This is a genomic window from Paraburkholderia heleia NBRC 101817 (assembly GCF_000739775.1).
Taxonomy (GTDB): domain Bacteria; phylum Pseudomonadota; class Gammaproteobacteria; order Burkholderiales; family Burkholderiaceae; genus Paraburkholderia; species Paraburkholderia heleia.
In genome coordinates this window covers 26,851-46,547 of the sequence record NZ_BBJH01000042.1, presented here as the reverse complement: position 1 = coordinate 46,547, position 19,697 = coordinate 26,851, and the positions used below count along the sequence as shown (strand labels likewise).

19 protein-coding genes are annotated in these 19,697 nt (G+C 66.0%); 14 read left to right on the top strand and 5 right to left on the bottom strand.

What is annotated here, in order from left to right; genetic code table 11:
* The 6 genes from BHE01S_RS29185 to ptsP all read left to right on the top strand — a co-directional run.
* On the top strand, nt 1–1,330 hold a 1,330-nt coding region (locus BHE01S_RS29185), incomplete at its 5' end, for an ammonium transporter (protein WP_042270100.1).
* 383 nt (nt 1,331–1,713) lie between these two features.
* The gene (gene gshA / locus BHE01S_RS29180; RefSeq protein WP_042270098.1) at nt 1,714–3,003 is read left to right on the top strand and encodes a glutamate--cysteine ligase; all 1,290 of its coding nucleotides are present in this window, start codon (nt 1,714–1,716) and stop codon (nt 3,001–3,003) included.
* A 134-nt stretch (nt 3,004–3,137) separates the two neighbouring features.
* Entirely contained in the window at nt 3,138–4,091 is a 954-nt protein-coding gene (gene gshB / locus BHE01S_RS29175) for a glutathione synthase (protein ID WP_042270097.1), read from the top strand.
* A 542-nt stretch (nt 4,092–4,633) separates the two neighbouring features.
* Nucleotides 4,634–5,221, top strand: coding sequence for a PTS sugar transporter subunit IIA (locus tag BHE01S_RS29170; protein WP_084069350.1), 588 nt, complete (start codon nt 4,634–4,636; stop codon nt 5,219–5,221).
* 85 nt (nt 5,222–5,306) lie between these two features.
* Nucleotides 5,307–5,576 (top strand): HPr family phosphocarrier protein, encoded by a 270-nt coding sequence (locus BHE01S_RS29165; RefSeq protein ID WP_042270095.1) that lies wholly within the window; start codon nt 5,307–5,309, stop codon nt 5,574–5,576.
* 212 nt (nt 5,577–5,788) lie between these two features.
* Nucleotides 5,789–7,528 carry a phosphoenolpyruvate--protein phosphotransferase gene (gene ptsP / locus BHE01S_RS29160; protein ID WP_042270106.1) on the top strand — a complete coding sequence of 580 codons (1,740 nt, stop codon included), beginning with the start codon at nt 5,789–5,791 and terminating at the stop codon, nt 7,526–7,528.
* 81 nt (nt 7,529–7,609) lie between these two features.
* Here the strand turns inward: ptsP and BHE01S_RS29155 are convergent, their stop codons facing one another.
* The 3 genes from BHE01S_RS29155 to gpmA form a co-directional block, all read right to left on the bottom strand.
* The gene (locus BHE01S_RS29155; protein ID WP_042270093.1) at nt 7,610–8,371 is read right to left on the bottom strand and encodes a HesA/MoeB/ThiF family protein; all 762 of its coding nucleotides are present in this window, start codon (nt 8,369–8,371) and stop codon (nt 7,610–7,612) included.
* A 177-nt stretch (nt 8,372–8,548) separates the two neighbouring features.
* Nucleotides 8,549–10,132, bottom strand: coding sequence for a S41 family peptidase (locus BHE01S_RS29150; RefSeq protein WP_042270091.1), 1,584 nt, complete (start codon nt 10,130–10,132; stop codon nt 8,549–8,551).
* 406 nt (nt 10,133–10,538) lie between these two features.
* Complete coding sequence (gpmA, locus tag BHE01S_RS29145) at nt 10,539–11,288, bottom strand: 2,3-diphosphoglycerate-dependent phosphoglycerate mutase (protein ID WP_042270089.1); 750 nt, start codon at nt 11,286–11,288, stop codon at nt 10,539–10,541.
* A 222-nt stretch (nt 11,289–11,510) separates the two neighbouring features.
* On the opposite strand from gpmA, the gene BHE01S_RS29140 reads away from it, so the two are divergent.
* The 5 genes from BHE01S_RS29140 to BHE01S_RS29120 all read left to right on the top strand — a co-directional run bounded on the left by BHE01S_RS29140 (nt 11,511) and on the right by BHE01S_RS29120 (nt 14,601).
* Nucleotides 11,511–11,936: a rhodanese-like domain-containing protein gene (locus tag BHE01S_RS29140; protein WP_042270087.1), complete on the top strand. Its 426-nt coding sequence runs from the start codon at nt 11,511–11,513 to the stop codon at nt 11,934–11,936.
* Nucleotides 11,933–12,193 (top strand): glutaredoxin 3, encoded by a 261-nt coding sequence (gene grxC, locus BHE01S_RS29135; RefSeq protein ID WP_042270085.1) that lies wholly within the window; start codon nt 11,933–11,935, stop codon nt 12,191–12,193. Before BHE01S_RS29140 ends, grxC begins: the two co-directional genes overlap by 4 nt.
* Before the next feature lie 266 nt (nt 12,194–12,459).
* Nucleotides 12,460–12,924: a protein-export chaperone SecB gene (gene secB / locus BHE01S_RS29130; protein ID WP_042270084.1), complete on the top strand. Its 465-nt coding sequence runs from the start codon at nt 12,460–12,462 to the stop codon at nt 12,922–12,924.
* Nucleotides 12,925–12,969: 45 nt separating this feature from the next.
* Complete coding sequence (locus tag BHE01S_RS29125) at nt 12,970–13,968, top strand: NAD(P)H-dependent glycerol-3-phosphate dehydrogenase (RefSeq protein WP_042270082.1); 999 nt, start codon at nt 12,970–12,972, stop codon at nt 13,966–13,968.
* 99 nt (nt 13,969–14,067) lie between these two features.
* Nucleotides 14,068–14,601 (top strand): O-acetyl-ADP-ribose deacetylase, encoded by a 534-nt coding sequence (locus BHE01S_RS29120; RefSeq protein ID WP_042270080.1) that lies wholly within the window; start codon nt 14,068–14,070, stop codon nt 14,599–14,601.
* Between the two features lie 13 nt (nt 14,602–14,614).
* Here BHE01S_RS29120 and trmL read toward each other — a convergent pair whose 3' ends face one another.
* Nucleotides 14,615–15,085 carry a tRNA (uridine(34)/cytosine(34)/5-carboxymethylaminomethyluridine(34)-2'-O)-methyltransferase TrmL gene (gene trmL / locus BHE01S_RS29115; protein ID WP_042270078.1) on the bottom strand — a complete coding sequence of 157 codons (471 nt, stop codon included), beginning with the start codon at nt 15,083–15,085 and terminating at the stop codon, nt 14,615–14,617.
* Between the two features lie 42 nt (nt 15,086–15,127).
* Complete coding sequence (locus BHE01S_RS29110; RefSeq protein ID WP_042270076.1) at nt 15,128–15,958, bottom strand: ComF family protein; 831 nt, start codon at nt 15,956–15,958, stop codon at nt 15,128–15,130.
* An 87-nt stretch (nt 15,959–16,045) separates the two neighbouring features.
* On the opposite strand from BHE01S_RS29110, the gene BHE01S_RS29105 reads away from it, so the two are divergent.
* The 3 genes from BHE01S_RS29105 (at nt 16,046) to coxB (ending at nt 19,542) form a co-directional block, all read left to right on the top strand.
* Nucleotides 16,046–17,041: a methyltransferase domain-containing protein gene (locus BHE01S_RS29105; RefSeq protein ID WP_042270074.1), complete on the top strand. Its 996-nt coding sequence runs from the start codon at nt 16,046–16,048 to the stop codon at nt 17,039–17,041.
* Between the two features lie 267 nt (nt 17,042–17,308).
* Nucleotides 17,309–17,785, top strand: a complete 477-nt coding sequence (locus BHE01S_RS29100; protein WP_042270072.1) for a DUF2244 domain-containing protein — start codon at nt 17,309–17,311, stop codon at nt 17,783–17,785.
* An 89-nt stretch (nt 17,786–17,874) separates the two neighbouring features.
* Entirely contained in the window at nt 17,875–19,542 is a 1,668-nt protein-coding gene (coxB, locus tag BHE01S_RS29095) for a cytochrome c oxidase subunit II (protein WP_042270070.1), read from the top strand.
* The last annotated feature ends 155 nt before the right edge of the window (nt 19,543–19,697 follow it).

The window sequence follows — 19,697 nt, the reverse complement described above, 5'->3', positions numbered from 1 at the left end:
CGACGCGGCTTCGGCCCCGGCAGCCGCCGCAAGCGCCCCAGCCGACGCATCGGCCGCCGCCGCAGCCGCCGCGCCCGCCGCACCGACCGCGCCGTTCTCGGTCGATTCGTCGAAGATCAACTCGGGCGACACCGCGTGGATGCTGACCTCCACCGCGCTCGTGCTGTTCATGACGATCCCGGGCCTCGCGCTCTTCTACGGCGGCATGGTCCGCAAGAAGAACGTGCTCGCGACGCTCATGCAGAGCTTCGCGATCACCTGCGTCGTCACCGTGATCTGGACGGTGGTCGGCTACTCGATCGCGTTCACGCCGGGCGGCTCGTTCATCGGCGGCTTCTCGCGCGTCTTCCTTGAGGGCATGAACTACATCAAGGGCGACAAGGCGACGACGCTCACCGTGAGCCACCTCGCGCCGACCATTCCCGAAACCGTGTACTTCGTCTATCAGATGACGTTCGCGATCATCACGCCGGCGCTCATCACCGGTGCGTTCGCCGACCGCATGAAGTTCTCGGCGATGCTCGTGTTCATGTCGCTGTGGTCGATCATCGTCTACTCGCCGATCGCGCACATGGTGTGGGAGCCGACGGGCTGGCTCGCCAGCGCCGGCATCCTCGACTTCGCGGGCGGCACGGTCGTGCACATCAACGCCGGTATCGCAGGCCTCGTGTGCTGTATCGTCCTCGGCAAGCGTGTGGGTTATGGGCGCGAAGTGATGGCGCCGCACAACCTCGTTCTCACGCTGACGGGCGCTGCCATGCTGTGGGTGGGCTGGTTCGGCTTCAACGCGGGTTCGGCGGTCGCGGCTGACGGACGTGCCGGCTTCGCGATGCTCACGACGCAAGTCGCTACCGCCTGCGCCGCACTCGGCTGGATGTTCGCGGAGTGGATCGCCAAGGGCAAGCCGTCGGTGCTCGGCATCGCTTCGGGCGCCGTGGCGGGTCTCGTGGCCGTGACGCCGGCATCGGGCTTCGTCGGCGTGCTGGGCGCGATCGTGATCGGCGTGGTGGCGGGCGTGGTCTGCTTCTGGTCGGCGACGTGGCTCAAGCACAAGTTCAACTATGACGACTCGCTCGACGCGTTCGGCGTGCACGGCATCGGCGGCATCATCGGCGCCATCCTGACGGGTGTGTTCGCGGTCAAGGACATCGGCGGCGCCGACGGCAGCGTGATCCTGCAGATCAAGGGCGTGCTCACGACCCTCATCTACAGCGGCGTGGTGAGCTTCGTCCTGCTGAAGGTGATCGACATGGTGATGGGCCTGCGCGTTTCGGAAGAAGAAGAGCGCGAAGGTCTCGACGTGGTTCTGCATGGCGAGCGCGTGGAATAAGCGCGCCGCGTTCGATGGTTTGATCTGTTAGGGCAGCAAGCAGCGACCTGGGCCCGCCGTTTTCGGCGGGCCCTTTTCTTTGCGCGCGCCGGGTGTGGGCCTTGCTCTCGCGTCAGCGAGGGGGAATAAGCGCCGTCGTCCGCGCGTTCGCATAGTGCCCCTTCAATCCGTGTGCCCAATTGCGCCGGCCGGCGCGCTCGGTCCAGAATGGATATCCGGCGTGAATATCCGCGTGCGCGGAACGCTCGATTGACCCTACCGCGCCCAGGGATTTCATGACGGGGATCCACGAGGGCAATCCCGTCTTGCAACTGGCGCAATCGTCCCCAGATGAACGACCGGTTTCCCTACAATCAAAGCATTTCGTCCGCGAGTCACCCCTTATGGTCCCGCATCTGGTCACGGCGTTGAACGGCCCGCTCCTCGAACTGGAGCAGCGCATCCTCGACGCGACGCCGGCCATCGAACGCTGGTTCCGCCTCGAATGGCAGGAACACACGCCGCCGTTCTACGCTTCGGTCGACCTGCGCAACGCCGGTTTCAAGCTCGCGCCTGTCGATACCAACCTTTTTCCCGGCGCTTTCCACTGCTTGCCGCAGGAAGTGCTGCCGCTCGCCGTGCAGGCGGCCATGGCCGCCATCGAAAAGATCTGCCCGGACGCCAAGAACCTGCTGGTGATTCCGGAGATGCACACGCGCAACGCGTTCTATCTGGAGAACGTCGCGCGCCTCGCCACGATCATGCGCCAGGCGGGCCTGAACGTGCGCTTCGGCACGCTCGACGACACGATCGCCGGGCCGGTCACGATCTCGCTCGCGGACGGCCAGAAGATCGTGCTCGAACCGCTCGAGCGGTCGCAGCGGCGCCTCGGCCTGAAGAACTTCGACCCGTGCTCGATCCTGCTGAACAACGATCTTTCGGCCGGCATTCCGGCTGTGCTCGAAAACCTGCACGAGCAGTACGTGCTGCCGCCGTTGCACGCGGGCTGGGCGGTGCGCCGCAAGTCCACGCACTTCTCGTGCTACGACGATGTGGCGAAGAAGTTCGCGAAGATGGTGGGCGTGGACCCGTGGATGATCAATCCGTACTTCGCGCACGTGGAAGGCGTGGACTTCGAGGCGCGCACGGGCGAGGAGCCACTCGCGAGCGCCATCGACGTGGTGCTCAAGAAGATCGCGAAGAAGTACCGCGAGTACGGCATCACCGAAAAGCCCTATGTCGTCATCAAGTCCGATGCCGGCACGGACGGCCGCGGCGTGATGACCGTGCACGACGCCTCGGAGGTCGCCGCACTCACGAAGCGCGAACGTGCGAAGATGTCGGCCACGAAGGACGGGCTCGAAGTGCACGACGTGATCGTGCAGGAAGGCGTCTACACGTTCGAGCATATCGGCGACGAAGTGGCCGAGCCGGTCGTGTACATGATCGACCGCTATGTGGTGGGCGGCTTCTATCGCGCGCACGGCAGCCGCGAGCGCGACCAGAACCTGAACGCGCCGGGCATGCACTACGTGCCGCTCGGCTTCGAGCACACGGCGCTGCCCGACACGCGCGCGAAAGCGGGCGCGGCGCCGCCGAACCGCTTTTACATGTACGGCGTGGTGGCGCGGCTCGGCTTGCTGGCGGCCTCGGTCGAACTGGAGAAGACCGACCCCGAGGCGATCCAGGTCTGATCCGGCCGTCATCATTCACACAATCGAACGCAGCGCCCGCCACCGTGCGGGCGTTGCCGTCATGAAAGCAGGCACCGCACCCGGCGCCATGCAGTGACAAGACAGCGACAAGACAGGGACAAGGCAGGGACGATATGGACATTCTCTTCATCGCCGATCCGCTCGAGCGGTTCAAGATCTATAAGGACTCGACCTACGCGATGATGGCCGAGGCCGCGCAGCGCGGCCACAGGCTCTTCGCGTGCGAGCCTCAGCACCTCGCATGGGTGAACGGCCAGGTGGAGGCCGACGTGCGGCGCTTTACGATCGTCGGCGATACGGCGGACCTGCATCGCGAAACCTGGTTCGAAGCCACGGCCGATTCGCGCGCGCTCACCGGCTTCGACGCCGTCGTCATGCGCAAGGACCCGCCGTTCGACATGGAGTACGTCACGTCGACATGGCTGCTGGAGATCGCCGAGCGCGCGGGCGCGAAGATCTTCAACAAGCCGCAGTCGATTCGCGACCACTCGGAAAAGCTCGCCATCGGCGAATTTCCGCAGTTCGTCGCCCCTACGCTCGTGACGCGCAGCGCGGCGCGCCTGCGCAAGTTCCATGAAGAGCACCAGGACGTGATCCTCAAGCCTCTCGACGGCATGGGCGGCATGGGTGTGTTCCGCGTGAAGGCGGACGGCATGAACCTCGGCTCGATCATCGAGATGTTGAGTCACGACGGGGCGCGCAGCGTGATGGCGCAGAAGTTCATCCCCGAAATCAAGGCCGGCGACAAGCGCATTCTGCTGATCGGGGGCGAGCCGGTGCCGTTTTCGCTCGCGCGTATTCCTCAGGGCAATGAAGTGCGCGGCAATCTGGCGGCGGGCGGACTTGGCGTCGCGCAGCCGCTCACCGGGCGCGACATGGAGATCGCCCGGGCGCTCGGCCCGACGCTCGCGGCACGGGGCCTGCTGCTCGTAGGGCTCGACGCCATCGGCGACTGGCTCACCGAGGTCAATGTCACGAGTCCGACGTGTTTTCGCGAAATCATGGAGCAGACGGGCTTCGACGTGGCCGCCATGTTCATCGACGCGCTGGAACGCGCGGCGGCTTGAAGTCGGCTTGAAGCTGGCCTGAGTCTGGCGCGAATCTGGCTTGGATCCTTGGGCCGGCGTGCAGTTGAAGTCCGCACCTGGCGCGCGGACTTGAAAGCCGCATATATGGCTACATTTGCCGGATGTGGGGGCCTTGCAGGGCAGGCGCCCCATCGAGACCCGGGCTGGCGGGCAGTTTCGGACCACGAAAGGTCGAGCGGGCGCACCGGGCGTGTGAATGACGTGCGACATCTGTCGACGCTGTGAGCAGAACCGCCTCGCGTGCGCGAAAATGACCCTGCTACAATGCCGCGAGCCCGCGTTCGGGGCTGGCAAGCCGGCGTCGTCAAGACGCCCTCGCTGCCGCGCGGCGCGTGTTCCGACCCTGCGAGCTCACGGCTGGCTGCGGGGTCGGCGCTGCGGGACGCGATCTACGGGTCGTCCGAGCATCAACCGGAGCCGTTTTTGCAGTCAGGCTGATATGAACTACCCCCAACGCGCCCCGCGGTCGCTGCCCCCCGAAGGGGTGTCAGTACGCCTGGGGCGGCCCGGCGAGTACTGACATGGCAGGGATTCTGATCATTGCGCACGCACCGCTCGCCACGGCGCTACGCGAGTGCATCGCGCATATCTATGGCGGTTGTCCGGCGCGCATCGGCGCGCTCGACGTGCTCCCCGACAGCGACCCGGCTGAAGTGGTCGCCAAGGCGCATTCGGAAATCGAGCGCCTGCGCGAAGACAACGGCGCGCTCGTGTTGACCGACATGTTCGGCGCCACGCCTTCGAACATCGCGGCGCGGCTTGCCACGGTACCCGAGGTGCGCGTGCTGGCCGGCGTGAATCTGCCGATGCTGGTGCGTGCCGTGTGCTACCGGGCAACGCCGCTCGACACGCTCGTCGAAAAGGCGCTGGCCGGCGCAAGCAAGGGCGTGCAGACCATCGGCCCGACCATGCCGCCCGTTGCGAGCGCGAGCGAATGCGGCTGCCCGCCCGCGCCCTGCACCGAAGCCACTACCGACGCGACAAAGCAGGCCGCGAATCCGAATCCGCTAGCCGGCCAGAGCGCGGGCGAGCCCGCCGCCGCGACGCGGGGCGCGGCTTGCACCGGCGGCGTCGCGGCCGGCGTGTTCAGGCCGGCTGGCAGCACCTGAACCGGCGGCGCGCCAGCGAAAGCCAACCACAAGGCACAGCGAAACAATCCAGTCACACTTCCACACACCGCGTCCGGATCGACCTATGCTGCAACAAGAAACGACCATCGTGAACAAACTTGGCCTGCACGCGCGGGCGTCGGCGAAGCTGACTCAGCTCGCAGGCAACTATCAGTCGGAAATCTGGATGAGCCGCAACGGCCGCCGCATCAACGCCAAGAGCATCATGGGGGTCATGATGCTGGCGGCAGGCATCGGCAGCACGGTGATGATCGAAACCGAAGGTCCGGACGAGGCCGACGCCATGAGCGCGCTGCTCAAGCTGATCGCCGACAAGTTTGGCGAAGGCCAGTAAGACGCGCGCGGTCATTGCGCCTTGCCCGGAACGCCGCGGTTTACCGCGGCGTTTTTGTTTGTGGGTACTGACTGCTGCACAAGGCCGCAGGCATACGCGAACAGGTGCGCGTGGCCACATTCCGCCGCGCTGGAATTTATAATCATCGCCGGGGTCTGAGAGAGCGCATTGCAGCGGTTTGCCGCAGCATCAAATAACCAGAGGAGGTGCGCGTGCCGTTCACGCTGCATGGAATTCCCGTATCACGCGGTATAGCCATTGGGCGAGCGTATCTGATCGCCCCGGCTGCGCTCGACGTCGACCATTACCTCATCGAGCACGCGCAGATCGAAGACGAAATCGAGCGCTTTCGCGCGGCGCTCCAGGCCGTGGAGCAGGAGCTCGATGCGCTGCGCGCCGACCTCGCCGCCGACGCGCCTTCCGAAATGGGCGCGTTTATCGGCGTTCACCTCATGATCCTGAACGACGTGATGCTCGTGCAGGAGACCATCGATCTCATCCGCACGCGCCGCTTCAATGTGGAGTGGGCGCTTACCGAACAGCTCGAACGCCTCTCGCGTCACTTCGACGACGTAGAGGACGAGTACCTGCGCGAGCGCAAGGCCGATATCGAGCAGGTCGTGGAGCGCGTGCTGAAGTCGCTCGCGGGCGCCATGCCCCCTTCGCTGCACGGCGGCTGCGACGAGATGATCGTCGTCGCGCACGACATCGCGCCGGCCGACATGCTGCAGTTCAAGGGGCAGACCTTCCAGGGCTTCGTCACCGATCTGGGCGGACGCACCTCGCACACGGCGATCGTCGCGCGCAGCCTCGGCATTCCGGCGGCGGTGGGCGTGCAGCAGGCGAGCGCGCTGATCCGCCAGGACGATCTCATCATCGTCGACGGCGACCACGGCATCGTGATCGTCGATCCCGCGCCCATCGTGCTGGAGGAGTACACCTACCGGCAAAGCGAGATGGCGCTCGAGCGGCGCAAGCTGCAGCGCCTGAAGTTCTCGCCTACGCAAACGCTGTGCGGCACGAAGATCCAGCTGTACGCGAACATCGAGCTGCCCGACGACGCACAATCCGCGCTCGACTCGGGCGCGACGGGCGTGGGCCTCTTTCGCACCGAGTTCCTGTTCATGAACCACAAGAACCACTTGCCGGAGGAGGAAGAGCAGTTCGCCGCCTACCGCCGCGCGGTGGAGCTCATGAACGGGCTGCCCGTGACGATCCGCACGATCGACGTGGGCGCGGACAAACCGCTCGACGCCATGAATGCGGGCGACGGTTACGAGACGGCCGCGAACCCGGCGCTCGGCCTGCGCGCGATCCGCTGGAGCCTGTCCGAGCCGCAGATGTTCCTCACGCAGCTGCGGGCGATCCTGCGCGCCTCGGCGTTCGGTTCGGTCAAGATCCTGATTCCGATGCTCGCGCACGCGCAGCAGATCGACCAGACGCTCGACCTGATCCGCGAGGCGAAGCGTCAGCTCGACGACGCCGGCCTCGCCTACGATCCCAACATCCAGGTCGGCGCGATGATCGAGATTCCGGCGGCCGCGCTCGCCTTGCCGATGTTCCTGCGCCGGCTCGACTTCCTCTCGATCGGCACCAACGACCTGATTCAGTACGCGCTTGCCATCGACCGCGCCGACAACGCGGTGGCCGACCTGTACGATCCGCTGCATCCGGCCGTGCTGCAGCTGATCGCGCAGACCTTGCGCGAGGCGAAGCGCGCGGGCGTGCCGGTTTCGGTGTGCGGGGAGATGGCGGGCGACCCGTCGTTTACGCGTTTGCTGCTCGGCATGGGTCTCACCGAGTTCTCGATGCACCCGAGCCAGCTGCTCGTGGTGAAGCAGGAGATCCTGCGCTCGCAGCTCAAGACACTGGAAAAGCCGGTGGCCGAGGTGCTGGCCGCTTACGAGCCCGAGGAACTGCAGGCCGCGCTGCAGCGCGTGACGCAGGCCTGAGCGCTCACCTGCCCATCCGTATAAGGCAAAAAGAAGCCCCGGCATGACCGGGGCTTCTTTTTGCCTTGGCTCGCGCGGGCTTCAGGCGTGCCGGTGACGCTCGCCGCACACCGGGCAATCCGGCTGCCGCGCCACGCGCATCGTGTTCCACTCCATGCGCAGCGAGTCGAGCATCATGAGCCGCCCGACGAGCGTCGCACCGATGCCGCCGATCACGCGCAGCGCCTCGGCCGCCTGCATCGCGCCGATGATGCCCACGGTGGGCGCGAACACGCCCATCGTCGAGCACGCCACTTCCTCGAATGGCTGATCCTCGGGAAACACGCAGGCGTAGCAGGGCGAGGCGTCGTCGCGCAAGTCGAACGTGCTGATCTGTCCGTCGAAACGCAACGCCGCGCCCGAGACGAGCGGCACGCCGTGCTTCACGCACGCGCGGTTGATGGCGTGGCGCGTGGCGAAGTTGTCGGTGCAGTCGAGCACGACCGTCGCGCCCGGCACCTGCGCGTCGAGCCACGCATCGTCGATGCGCGTTTGCAGCGCGTTCACCTTCACCTCGGGATTCAGACGCGCGATGGCGTCGCGGCCCGACTCGACCTTCGCGCGGCCGACCGACGCCGTCTCGTGCATGATCTGCCGCTGCAGGTTGGTGAGGTCGACGGTGTCGTTGTCGACGAGCGTGAGCGTGCCCACGCCCGAGGCCGCGAGATACATCGCCGCTGGAGACCCCAGGCCACCCGCGCCCACGACGATCGCGTGCGCGTCGAGAAAGCGCTGCTGCGCCTCGATGCCGATCTCGTCGACGAGGATATGGCGGGAATAGCGAAGGAGTTGGTCGTCGTTCATCGCGATGCGCTGGTTCGATGGCGCCGCGATGGACCTCGAGAGCCTGGGTGGCCCCGAATGGGAAAGCGCGCGCCGGGGAAAGGCAATGCCGTTATTGTAACGACGCCGGCGGCTGGAGGAGGGAAGCCTCGCGACCGGCGCACGGGGCGCGCGGATCGCGAGGCGGTACGGCGTGTGTTACTTCGCCGGAGCCGGAGCGGAGGCCGGCGCGGCAGCGGAGCCCGGAGCCGGCGCCATGATGAGGGCGCCCGGCTTCACGGCGATCGGCGCGGAAGCCGAGGTAGGCGGCTTCTGCCCCGCGAGGCGGCGCTCCATCGGCGACTTCGATTCGACCACCGGCTTGCCCTGGAGCTTGTTCAGCGCTTGCTGGAGCATGAAGTCGTCGGCGGAACCGAACTCGACCGGCTTGCGCTCGCGGTCCTTCTGGCGCTGCTCCGGCGTCTTCTTGTCGTTCTGTTCCTCGAGTTGGCGCAGCATGTCCATGCGCTCCTGCTCGCGCACTTCCTGCTCCTTCTTCTCGTCCGGGTCCTGCGTGTTGGCGAGGTGGTTCTGGTAGTCCACTTCGCGCGTGACGAGCGCGTCGTCCGGATCGCCGTCGGCGTACTGGTCGACCGCGATGTCAGGACGGATGCCCTTGTTCTGGATCGAGCGGCCGCTCGGCGTGTAGTAGTACGCCGTGGTCAGGCGCAGCGCGGTGTCGGCCGTCATCGGGCGCACCGTTTGCACCGAACCCTTGCCGAACGTCGTCTTGCCGACGATGAGCGCGCGCTTCGAGTCCTGCAGCGCACCCGCCACGATTTCCGAGGCCGACGCCGAGTAGGCGTTGGTCAGCACGACCATCGGCACGGTCTTGAACTCGGCCGCTTCGCCCTTGAGCGGGTCGCCGTCGAACGACGGCAGGCGGTAGTTCTCGTAGGTATCGCGATAGACCTGCTTCGAGTCCGGGATCTGGCCGTTCGTCGAGACGACGACCGAATCCGGCGGCAGGAACGCGCCCGCCACGCCCACGGCGCTTTGCAGCAGGCCGCCGCCGTTGTTGCGCAGGTCGAGGATGATGCCCTTGAGGTTCGGCTCCTGGCGCGCGATATCTTGCAGCTTGGCGGCGAGGTCGGGGACCGTGCGCTCCTGGAAGCTCGTGATGCGGATATACGCGTAGCCCGGCTGCAGGATCTTCGACTTCACGCTCTGCACCTTGATGATGGCGCGCGTGATGGTGAGCGGGAAGGTGCGGTCGTCGGTCTTGCGGAAGATCGTGAGCGTGACCTTGGTGCCGGGGTCGCCGCGCATCTGCTTGACGGCCTGGTCGAGCGTCATGCCGCGCACCGGCTTGTCGTTGATACGCGTGATGAGGTCGCCCGGACGGATGCCGGCACGGTATGCGGGCGTGTCTTCGATCGGCGAGATGACCTTGATCAGGCCGTCTTCCGACGAGATTTCGATACCGAGGCCCGCGAAGCGACCTTTGGTCTGCTCCTGGAGCTCCTGGTAATCGGTCTTGTCGAGATACGACGAGTGCGGGTCGAGGCTCGACACCATGCCCTTGATGGCGGCGGTGAGGAGCTTCTTGTCGTCCACCGGCACGACATACTCATGCTTGATTTGACCGAAAACTTCGGCGAAGAGCCTCAGCTGGTCGAGCGGCAGCGGCTCTACGACCGTCTGCTGGGTTTGCTGCGCCTCGGCGGAGATCTGCAGGGTGGCAAATACGCCGGTCGCGAGGCCAGCGGCGATCAGGCCGATGTTTTTCAGGTTCTTTCGCATAGAGTATGTTGCGTGCGGTCGAAAAGGCGCGTGGCAGCGTCTATTGGAAAAGCGACGGACAAGTATAACTGCACACCCGCCGTGGCTGTGTATATGGCGCGTGCGATGGCACTAAGACAGTGCTGCTCGCGCCTGGTTCGCAAACCGTGTGCCGTAATTTCGGTTCTGGCGCGATGCTGGCAGGGCGCTGGCAATCTTGCCAGCCAGGCCCGAAAACAAGGCAGAAAAGGGGAATGTGCAACGAATTTCCGGCGCGGCCAGGGTGGCCGGGGCGAACCTGCATGGCTGCGTGTGGCCCGCAGGGCTCGTCCACGCACAGCCGCCGGCCGACGGACCGGCGGCTGCCTGAATCGACAAGGCGCGGCCAAGGGGGGCGGCCGATGCCGGGCGGCGCCGGCGCCAGGCGTTAGCCCGCCTTCTTGCCCTGGTTCGCCACGGCGGCCTGCGCCTTCGCGATGGCTTCGGCGTCGCCCAGATAGTAGTGCTTGATGGGCTCGAGGTTCTCGTCCAGCTCATAGACGAGCGGCACGCCGTTCGGGATGTTCAGGCCGACGATGTCGTTATCCGAAATGTCGTCGAGGTACTTCACGAGCGCGCGGATCGAATTGCCGTGCGCGGCGATCACCACCTTCTTGCCCGCCTTGATGGCCGGTGCGATCGACTCGTTCCAGATCGGCAGCACGCGCGCGACCGTGTCCTTCAGGCACTCGGTGAGCGGCAGCTCCTCGCGCGGCACCTTGGCGTAACGCGGGTCGTTGTACGACGTGCGCGCATCGGTCGGCTCGAGCGCCGGGGGCGGCGTGTCGTAGCTGCGGCGCCAGACCAGCACTTGCTCGTCGCCGAACTTCGCCGCCGTTTCGGCCTTGTTCAGGCCCGAAAGCGCACCGTAGTGACGCTCGTTCAGGCGCCACGAGTGGACGACGGGCAGGTACATCTGATCCATCTGGTCCTGCACGTGCCAGAGCGTGCGGATCGCGCGCTTGAGCACCGAGGTGTAGGCGATATCGAACGTGTAGCCGGACTCCTTGAGCAGCTGGCCTGCCTGCTGCGCTTCGCGGTTGCCCTGCTCGGTGAGGTCGACGTCCACCCAGCCGGTGAAGCGGTTTTCCTTGTTCCACGTCGATTCGCCGTGGCGGATGAGTACGAGTTTGTACATGAGGATGCCGGTCGGTAGTGAAGGAAGCGGTAATCGGGGACGGGAGGCACACCGCGGCGGCGGCGCAAAGGCGGCGCCATGGCGGTGGTCCGGTCCGGCAGGCTGCACGCCCGGGCTGGGGGGCGGTAACCCTGCGACAAACGGTTATTTTATAATGAGCGGATTGTCCGAATCCGATTTCGCACGATTTCTCCGACTTTCCCTTTTTCCGGCGGACCCTCCGTGACGTTCTTCACCAACTACATCAACCTTGTACTCATCGCGATCGTCCTCATCTCGGGAGGGTTGCTCCTGTGGCCGACGCTCAAGCGCGGCGGGCGCGGCGGGGTGTCCACCGCCGAGGCGACGCAGCTCATCAACCGCCGCAACGCGGTGGTGGTCGACCTGCGTCCCGCGGGTGAATTCGCGAAGGGTCATCTGCCCTCGGCGCGCCAGGTTGAGTTTGGCGAACTCGAGACGAAGATCGGCCAGCTCGTGAAAAACAAGAGCAACCCGGTGTTGCTGGTCTGCCAGACGGGCCAGCAGTCGCACAAGGCGCTGCGCCTCGTGAAGGACGCCGGTTTTGCCGAAGTCCACGTGCTGGACGGCGGCGTGAACGCCTGGCAGCAGGCCGGAATGCCGGTCGTGAAACAAGGAGGTTCGAAGTGAGCAAAGTGGTCATGTACAGCACCCAGGTGTGCCCGTATTGCCAGATGGCCGAGCGTCTTTTAAAGTCGCGCGGCGTCGAACACATCGAGAAAGTGCTGATCGACCGGGACCCGGCGCGGCGCGAAGAGATGATGACGCGCACCGGCCGGCGTACCGTGCCGCAGGTTTTCATCGGCGAGACGCACGTGGGCGGTTACGATGACCTCTCCGCGCTCGACCGCGCGGGCGGCTTGATGCCGCTGCTCGAAGCCGCCTGAGGTTGACAGGCAGCGGGTCCAGGCTGGTTCAAAGCCTGAGTCAAAGCCTGAGTCAAAGCCTGATTTGCAGCCCGATAGCCGTGCGGCCCCGGTCCGCGGGCGGGCTGCGCAGCGTGACGTAGCGACGCAGGGTTTCGGCCCGCGCGAGCCTGGTGAGGCTTGCGCGGGCCTGTTGCCGTTCATTGCCGTAACGCGGCGCATTGTCGGGACTCCGGGATGCCACGATAATGCCGCCGCGATCCATTCAATCAGGGAAGCCATACACCATGTCTGACGAGAACAACCAGCCGTTCTTCAATATCCAGCGCATCTACCTCAAGGACATGTCGCTCGAGCAGCCGAATTCGCCGGCCATCTTCCTTGAGCAGGACATGCCTTCGGTCGAAGTGGAAGTCGACGTCAAGGCCGAGCGCCTCGCCGAATCGGTGTTCGAGATCATCGTTACCGGCACCGTCACGGCCAAGGTCAAGGACAAGGTTGCGTTCCTGATCGAAGCCAAGCAAGCCGGCATTTTCGACATCCGCAACATCCCGGCCGAACAGGTCGATCCGCTCGTCGGCATCGCCTGCCCGACCATCCTGTTCCCGTACCTGCGCTCGAACATCGCCGACGCGATCACGCGTGCGGGCTTCCCGCCGATCCACCTGGCGGAAATCAACTTCCAGGCGCTCTACGAGCAACGCCTGCAGCAACTCGCCCAGCAGGACGGCGCGAGCAGCGCAACGCACTAACCATACGTTGATCGTTTCCACGAACTACCGGTGCGGAGTATGGGAATGAACATCGCCGTTCTCGGCGCCGGAGCGTGGGGCACCGCGCTGGCAGGGCATCTCGCCCAGGCGCATCACACGGTGTTGTGGGCGCGCGATGGCGCGCTCGTCGACACCCTGCGCAAGACGCACGAAAACGCCCGCTACCTCGCGGGCGTCGCGCTGCCTAAAACTCTCCAGTACGAAACGGATCTCGCCGCCGCGCTCGACCATGCGTCGGGCGAGGCGGATCTCGTCGTGCTCGCCACGCCCGTGGCGGGCCTGCGCGACATGCTCTGCACGCTGCGCGACATGGGCCGGGTGCCTGCGCACTTCGTCTGGCTCTGCAAGGGCTTCGAAGCGCAAACCCAGTTGATGCCGCACCAGGTCGTGGCGGCCGAACTGCCAGGCCACGCGAGCAACGGCGTGCTTTCGGGGCCGAGCTTCGCGCGCGAAGTCGGCGAGGGCCTGCCCGTCGCGTTGACGGTGGCGAGCGCCTCCGCCGCTTGCCGCGAGCGCACGCTCGCGGCATTCCATCACCGCGCGATGCGCATCTATACAGGCGACGACGTGGTCGGCGTGGAAGTGGGCGGCGCGGTCAAGAACGTGCTCGCGATCGCGACCGGCATCTCGGATGGCCTCGGCCTCGGCCTGAATGCACGCGCGGCGCTCATCACGCGCGGCCTCGCCGAAATGACGCGCCTTGGCGTCACACTCGGCGGGCGCGCCGAGACTTTCACGGGACTGACCGGCCTCGGCGACCTCATCCTCACCGCCACGGGCGACCTCTCGCGCAACCGCACCGTGGGCAAGCAGCTCGCGAGCGGCCGCACGCTCGACGACATCCTCGGCGCGCTCGGCCACGTGGCCGAAGGCGTGCGCTGTGCGCAGGCCGTACTGGCGCTCGCGCGCGCACATGGCATCGAAATGCCGATCACCCAGGCGGTATGCGCCGTGCTGTTCGACGGTGTCGCGCCGCGCGACGCCGTGAGCGCGCTGCTGCGGCGCGACGCGAAGGCGGAGTAGGACGCTTCGGTCCTGCTGCGCGTTGCGTGAAGTACGCCCGCTCTGCGTGGGATTGGAGCAAGCAATAAAGCGCCAGCTCCCGAGAGCAAGGAGGACCGTATGCTGATCATCGGAAATTGCCGCATCGAAGCGCAGGCCGTCGACATCACCACGCTGAAGGTCGACGCGATCGTCAACGCCGCGAACGAATCGTTGCTCGGCGGCGGCGGCGTGGACGGCGCGATCCATCGCGCCGCCGGGCCGCACCTGCTGCGCGAGTGCGAGACGCTGAACGGCTGCCCGACCGGCGACGCCAAAATCACCGGCGGCTACCGCCTTCCCGCGAAACACGTCATCCATACCGTGGGCCCCGTCTGGTACGGCGGCGGCCGCGACGAGGCGCATCTGCTCGCTTCCTGCTACCGGCGCTCGCTCGAGTGCGCGCGCGAGGCCGGCGTGACGAGCATCGCGTTTCCGGCAATCAGTTGCGGCGTCTACCGTTTTCCCGCTGATGACGCGGTGACGATTGCCGTCGCGACCGTGATCGACGCGTCACCCCAATACCCCACGCTCGAGCAGGTGATCTTCGCGTGCTTCGATAACGCGATGCTCACGCGCTACGAGCGTGAGCTTGCGGCGCGCGGCAAGGCGTGACGACGCACTCGCCTCATTCGCCGCCTTCGAAACCCGCCTGACGCCACGCTTCGAACACCACGACGGCGACCGTGTTCGAAAGATTCAGGCTGCGATTGCCGGGCCGCATCGGCAGGCGCACGCGCTGTGGCGTCTCGAAGCGCGCGAGCACCGCGTCGGGCAGGCCGCGCGTTTCCGCGCCGAACACGAACCAGTCGCCGGGCTGGAACGCATGCGCATGAAAACGGCCCGATCCGCGCGTCGTGAACGCGAACATGCGTGACGGGTCGGGTGCTTCCCTGGCGATGAAGGCGTCCCAGTCGGCGTGCACGTGCATCTGCGCGTACTCGTGGTAATCGAGGCCCGCGCGGCGCATTTTCGCGTCGTCCAGAGGAAAGCCGAGCGGCTCGATCAAATGAAGCCGCGCACCCGTGTTCGCGCACAGGCGGATCACGTTGCCGGTGTTCGGCGGAATTTCGGGTTCGACGAGAACGACGTTGAACATGACGATGAAACTCTCTCGATGTCTTGAACAGGGTGGGGCCGATCAGTCCTTCGGCGTGCGCAGCGCGACGTAATTCGTCACGCGCCGTGCGCCTGCCGCCTTGAGCGTATTCGCGAGCGCGTCGAGCGTGGCGCCCGAGGTCATCACGTCGTCGACCACGCCCACGTGCTGGCCGCTGAGCCCCCGCGTGAGCGCAAACGCGCGGCCGACATTGCGGCGGCGCGTCTCGCGATCGAGCTTCGATTGCGGCGCCGTATGCAGGATGCGTCGTACGAGCGTGGCGTCCGCGTGCGTGCCCAACCGGCGCGCGAGCGGCCGCGCGATCTGCCACGCCTGGTTATAGCCGCGCTCGATGAGGCGCTCGCGCGAGAGCGGCACCGGCACGACGATCTCCGGCATGCCGTGCTCATCGCGCAAATCCTCGGCGGCCAGCGCGAGACGTCGCGCAAATTCCTCGCCGAGCGCGAGGCGCGCGCGAAACTTCAGGCCCCGCGCGAGCAGGTCGAGCGGCGCGCGATAATCGGCGAGCGCGAGCGTGGCATCGAATGCGGGCGGCGCGTCGGCGCAGGCCTCGCAGCGATAGCGTGCGCGTCCCGCTGCACCGCGCCTGTGCGAGAGCGGCATGGCGCAAACCGTGCAGCGCAGGCGCGGCTCATTCCAGTACGCGGCATCGCAGCGCACGCAGAGCGTGGCTCGCGACAAATTGCCGCATAATGGGCACAGGTTGGGCAGCACGAAGTGGGCAAGCCGTGACGGCAGCCCCCGCGCTTTTCGACAAACACGCGCAGCGCCCGCAAGACGAGTGCGGAGCGAAGCGGGTGGTGTGACACGCGCTCGGTTGCGGGTCTCACACGAAGAAGGGCGCGGTGGCATTGAAGGACGGCCCGTGCAGCGGGCTCGCGTGACTGAAAGGAAAGGAGTGAGCGAGTATACTTCGCAGACTTCGCCAATACGACCGACATGTCCCCGTCTCCCGCAAGAACTGGCCGTCCGGACTATGACACCCGGCACCTTCGGCGCATCTTCGATCGCCGTGCGGCGACTTTCGACGACGTTGCCTTCCTGCCGCGCGAAATCGCGCAACGCATGCGCGAGCGCCTCGAGTACATCAAGGTGAAACCCGCGGCCGTGCTCGACATCGCGTGCGGCCAGGGCGACGACCTGCCCGGCTTGCGCGAGCGCTTTCCCGAAGCGCCGGTGTTCGGCACCGATCTCTCCCTCGGCATGCTGCGTCATGCCCGCGAGCACGACGCCCCCGACACGAGCTGGCGGCGTTTTCTGCCCGCCTCGGTTGGCCGCGCGCTCGGCTCGCGCGGCCCGCGTGTCGCGCAGGCCGACTTTGCCGAACTGCCGTTCGCGCACGGCGCGTTCGAACTGCTGTGGTCGAATCTCGCACTGCATTGGCATCCGCGTCCCGACCTCGTGTTCGGCGAGTGGCAGCGCGTGCTCAGGGTCAACGGCCTGCTCATGTTCAGCACGCTCGGGCCTGACACGCTCAAGGAACTGCGCGGCGCGTTCGCCGAAGTCGAGGCCGCGCACGGTGTGCCGGCGCGCGCACACGTCATCGATTTCGTCGACATGCACGATCTGGGCGACATGCTTGTCGAGAACGGTTTCGAAATTCCGGTGATGGACCAGGAAACGCTCACCATCACCTACAAGACGCCGGAGAAACTGCTCGCCGACGTGCGCCGCTGGGGCGCGTATCCGTTCGCGCGCAACGGCGACAGCGAGGGTGAGAGCGGCGGCACGCACGGCGCGCGGCGCCTGCACCGCGCGCTCGTGGCCGCGCTCGAGGCGCGCCGCTGCACGGACGGTCCGCACGCGGGCACGATCCCGCTGACCTTCGAGATCATCTACGGTCACGCGTGGAAGGCCGTGCCGCGCACGACCGCGGAAGGCCATGGCATCGTGCGCATCGAGGACATCGGGCGGGGTCCGGCAAGGAATCGGTAACGTGGTAAGGGGGCTTTCGTTATGCCTGAAATTAGCGCCTGAAAAGCCCCGGAAAAATGCTCGAAAAATCGCCGTAAGGCCCGTCTGGCATGGCTTCTCGGGCAATAGAGGCTTGCTTGTTAGGGCTGGGGATCGCGCCTATAATGCGTCAGTTTGCTGCACGGAAGGGTCCCCAAAATCCATTGTGGCAAGTCCAGATGTTCCCGTAGTTGTGCGAGGCGCGACGCGGCGATAGTCTGGCGAGGTTGCAAGTGGGGGAAGCGAGCGATGCAGGCGTCCGATCTGCTGGCGAGTCCGGAGCCGGTCCTGAAAGACTGGACCATGAAGCGCAACTGTTCGGTTTCGCCCAGGCAATTCGTGTTCTTCTATGTGTCGCTGGCGCTGGTTTCCATCGCGATCGCCGTTCTGTTGTTGATCCACGGCGCCTGGCTGGTTTTGCCGTTTACCGGTATCGATCTGTTGGTAGTAGGCGGCGCTTTTGTCATTTATGCGCGCCATGCTGTCGATTACGAACGTATCAGGCTTTATCCGAACCGGCTGGTGATCGAACAGATGAGCGCGGACGTGCTCACGCAGTTCGAATTCAATCCCCGCTGGGTCCGGGTCGAACCGGGCGCGACCCCACGCGACCCGGTGCGTCTCGTGTCCCGCGGCCAGGCGGTCGCTGTCGGGTTGCATCTGCCGCAATATCGGCGTGCGCAGTTCGCGCGGGAACTGCGTGCCTGGCTTGCGCGCGCGCTTTGATGCGCGGTGCGTGAACTTGCTGGTTGGCGGCATGAGCGTCCCAGGGGGCGCCCTGGTTGCAAAACCTTCCTGCGGGGTCGAGGGTTTGAATGGAAATTATGGGTAAGGAAGCTATGAAAACAATCAAGCGAGCCCTCCAGGGCGTGCTGGCGTGCAGCGGATTCCTCGTCGCCGGCGCGGCACTCGCAGTTGGAGACAGCCCAGGCGGCCCTGCGGTGAACGAGATCAATTTCCAGCCGCCCGTCACGCGCATCGCCGAAGAGCTCTACAGCCTCCACATGATGATGCTGCTCTTGTGCGCCGTGATTTTCGTCGGCGTGTTCGGCGTCATGTTCTATTCGATCTACGCGCACCGTAAATCGAAGGGCCACAAGGCTGCTCACTTCCACGAGAGCACCACGGTCGAAATCATCTGGACGGTGGTGCCGTTCATCATCGTCGTGCTGATGGCGCTGCCCGCCACCAAGGCCGTCGTCGCGATGAAGGACACCTCCAACGCCGACCTCACCGTGAAGGTCACGGGCTACCAGTGGAAATGGGGCTACGACTACGTGAAGGGGCCAGGCGAGGGCATCAACTTCCTCTCCACGCTCAGCACGCCGCGCTCCGAGGTGAACAACCGCGTGCCGATCACCGATACGTACCTGCAGGAAGTCGACAATCCGCTCGTCGTGCCGGTCAACAAGAAGATCCGCATCATCACCACGGCCAACGACGTCGTGCACTCGTGGTACGTGCCCGCGTTCGGCGTGAAGCAGGACGCGATTCCGGGCTTCGTGCGCGACACGTGGTTCAAGGCCGACAAGGTCGGCACCTATCGCGGCTTCTGTACCGAGCTGTGCGGCAAGGAGCACGCGTTCATGCCGGTCGTCGTCGAGGTGCTTTCCGACGAGGACTACGCGAAGTGGGTCGATACGCAAAAGGCGAAGATGGCCGCCGCCAGCGACGACCCGAACAAGACCTACACGCTGGCCGAGCTCAAGGAGCGCGGCGAGAAGGTCTACATGTCGAACTGCGCAGTGTGCCACCAGCCCACCGGCAAGGGCGCGGGCGCGTTCCCCGCGCTCGACGGCAGCAAGATCGCCAACGGGCCGATCGCCGGGCACGTGAGCATCGTCCTGCACGGCAAGAACGCCATGCCTTCGTGGGCGCCCACGCTGAACGACGTCGAAATCGCATCGGTCATCACGTTCGAGCGCAATTCGTGGGGCAACCATACCGGCGACATTCTGCAGCCGCGCCAGGTGGCCGACGCGCGTAACGGCAAGATGCCCGAAGGCGGCGACCATACCGCCGCGGCGGGTGCGGGTGGTGCGAGCGGCGCAGCCGCGGCAAGCGGTGCGCCGGAGGCTGGCGGCGCGGCCGAAGCGAGCGCGGCAAGTGGGGCGGCCCCCGCGAGCGGCGCGGACCAGGCATCGGGCGCGGCGGCGCCGGGCGCAGCCGCGTTGCCGGCTAGCGTCTACTTCGAAGTGGGCAAGAGCACGCTGCCCGCCGACGCGAAGGACGCCATCCAGGCGGCAGCCGACTACGCGAAGGCGCATCCGGACGCGAAGTTCGCGCTGTCGGGCTACACCGATGCGAGCGGCAACGCCAGCACGAACGCCGACCTCGCGAGGCGCCGGGCGCAAGCGGTACGCGACGCGCTGAAGGCGGCAGGCATCGCCGAAGACCACATCATTCTGAAGAAGCCGGAAACGATCACGGGCGGCGCGAAAGCGAGGGAAGCGCGCCGGGTGGAGATCAGCGCGGCGGCCTGAGCGGGCCGGTGCGGGAAGGGCAGGCAGCGGCAGGCGCAGGACAGGCGCTGCGCGAGCATAGAACAAGCAGGCAAACGCCGCAGCAAGAGACACAAAGCAATTCGCTTCCGCAGTTAAATTGCATGGGGCCGGAGTCAGGCGTGAAAGCGCCAACC

Coding starts and splice junctions, on each gene's coding strand:
- gshA (WP_042270098.1), top strand. CDS start 1,714: ATGGTCCCGCATCTGGTCACGGCGTTGAACGGCCCGCTCCTCGAACTG.
- gshB (WP_042270097.1), top strand. CDS start 3,138: ATGGACATTCTCTTCATCGCCGATCCGCTCGAGCGGTTCAAGATCTAT.
- BHE01S_RS29170 (WP_084069350.1), top strand. CDS start 4,634: ATGGCAGGGATTCTGATCATTGCGCACGCACCGCTCGCCACGGCGCTA.
- BHE01S_RS29165 (WP_042270095.1), top strand. CDS start 5,307: ATGCTGCAACAAGAAACGACCATCGTGAACAAACTTGGCCTGCACGCG.
- BHE01S_RS29155 (WP_042270093.1), bottom strand. CDS start 8,371: ATGAACGACGACCAACTCCTTCGCTATTCCCGCCATATCCTCGTCGAC.
- BHE01S_RS29150 (WP_042270091.1), bottom strand. CDS start 10,132: ATGCGAAAGAACCTGAAAAACATCGGCCTGATCGCCGCTGGCCTCGCG.
- gpmA (WP_042270089.1), bottom strand. CDS start 11,288: ATGTACAAACTCGTACTCATCCGCCACGGCGAATCGACGTGGAACAAG.
- secB (WP_042270084.1), top strand. CDS start 12,460: ATGTCTGACGAGAACAACCAGCCGTTCTTCAATATCCAGCGCATCTAC.
- BHE01S_RS29125 (WP_042270082.1), top strand. CDS start 12,970: ATGAACATCGCCGTTCTCGGCGCCGGAGCGTGGGGCACCGCGCTGGCA.
- BHE01S_RS29120 (WP_042270080.1), top strand. CDS start 14,068: ATGCTGATCATCGGAAATTGCCGCATCGAAGCGCAGGCCGTCGACATC.
- trmL (WP_042270078.1), bottom strand. CDS start 15,085: ATGTTCAACGTCGTTCTCGTCGAACCCGAAATTCCGCCGAACACCGGC.
- BHE01S_RS29110 (WP_042270076.1), bottom strand. CDS start 15,958: ATGCCACCGCGCCCTTCTTCGTGTGAGACCCGCAACCGAGCGCGTGTC.
- BHE01S_RS29105 (WP_042270074.1), top strand. CDS start 16,046: ATGTCCCCGTCTCCCGCAAGAACTGGCCGTCCGGACTATGACACCCGG.
- BHE01S_RS29100 (WP_042270072.1), top strand. CDS start 17,309: ATGCAGGCGTCCGATCTGCTGGCGAGTCCGGAGCCGGTCCTGAAAGAC.
- coxB (WP_042270070.1), top strand. CDS start 17,875: ATGGAAATTATGGGTAAGGAAGCTATGAAAACAATCAAGCGAGCCCTC.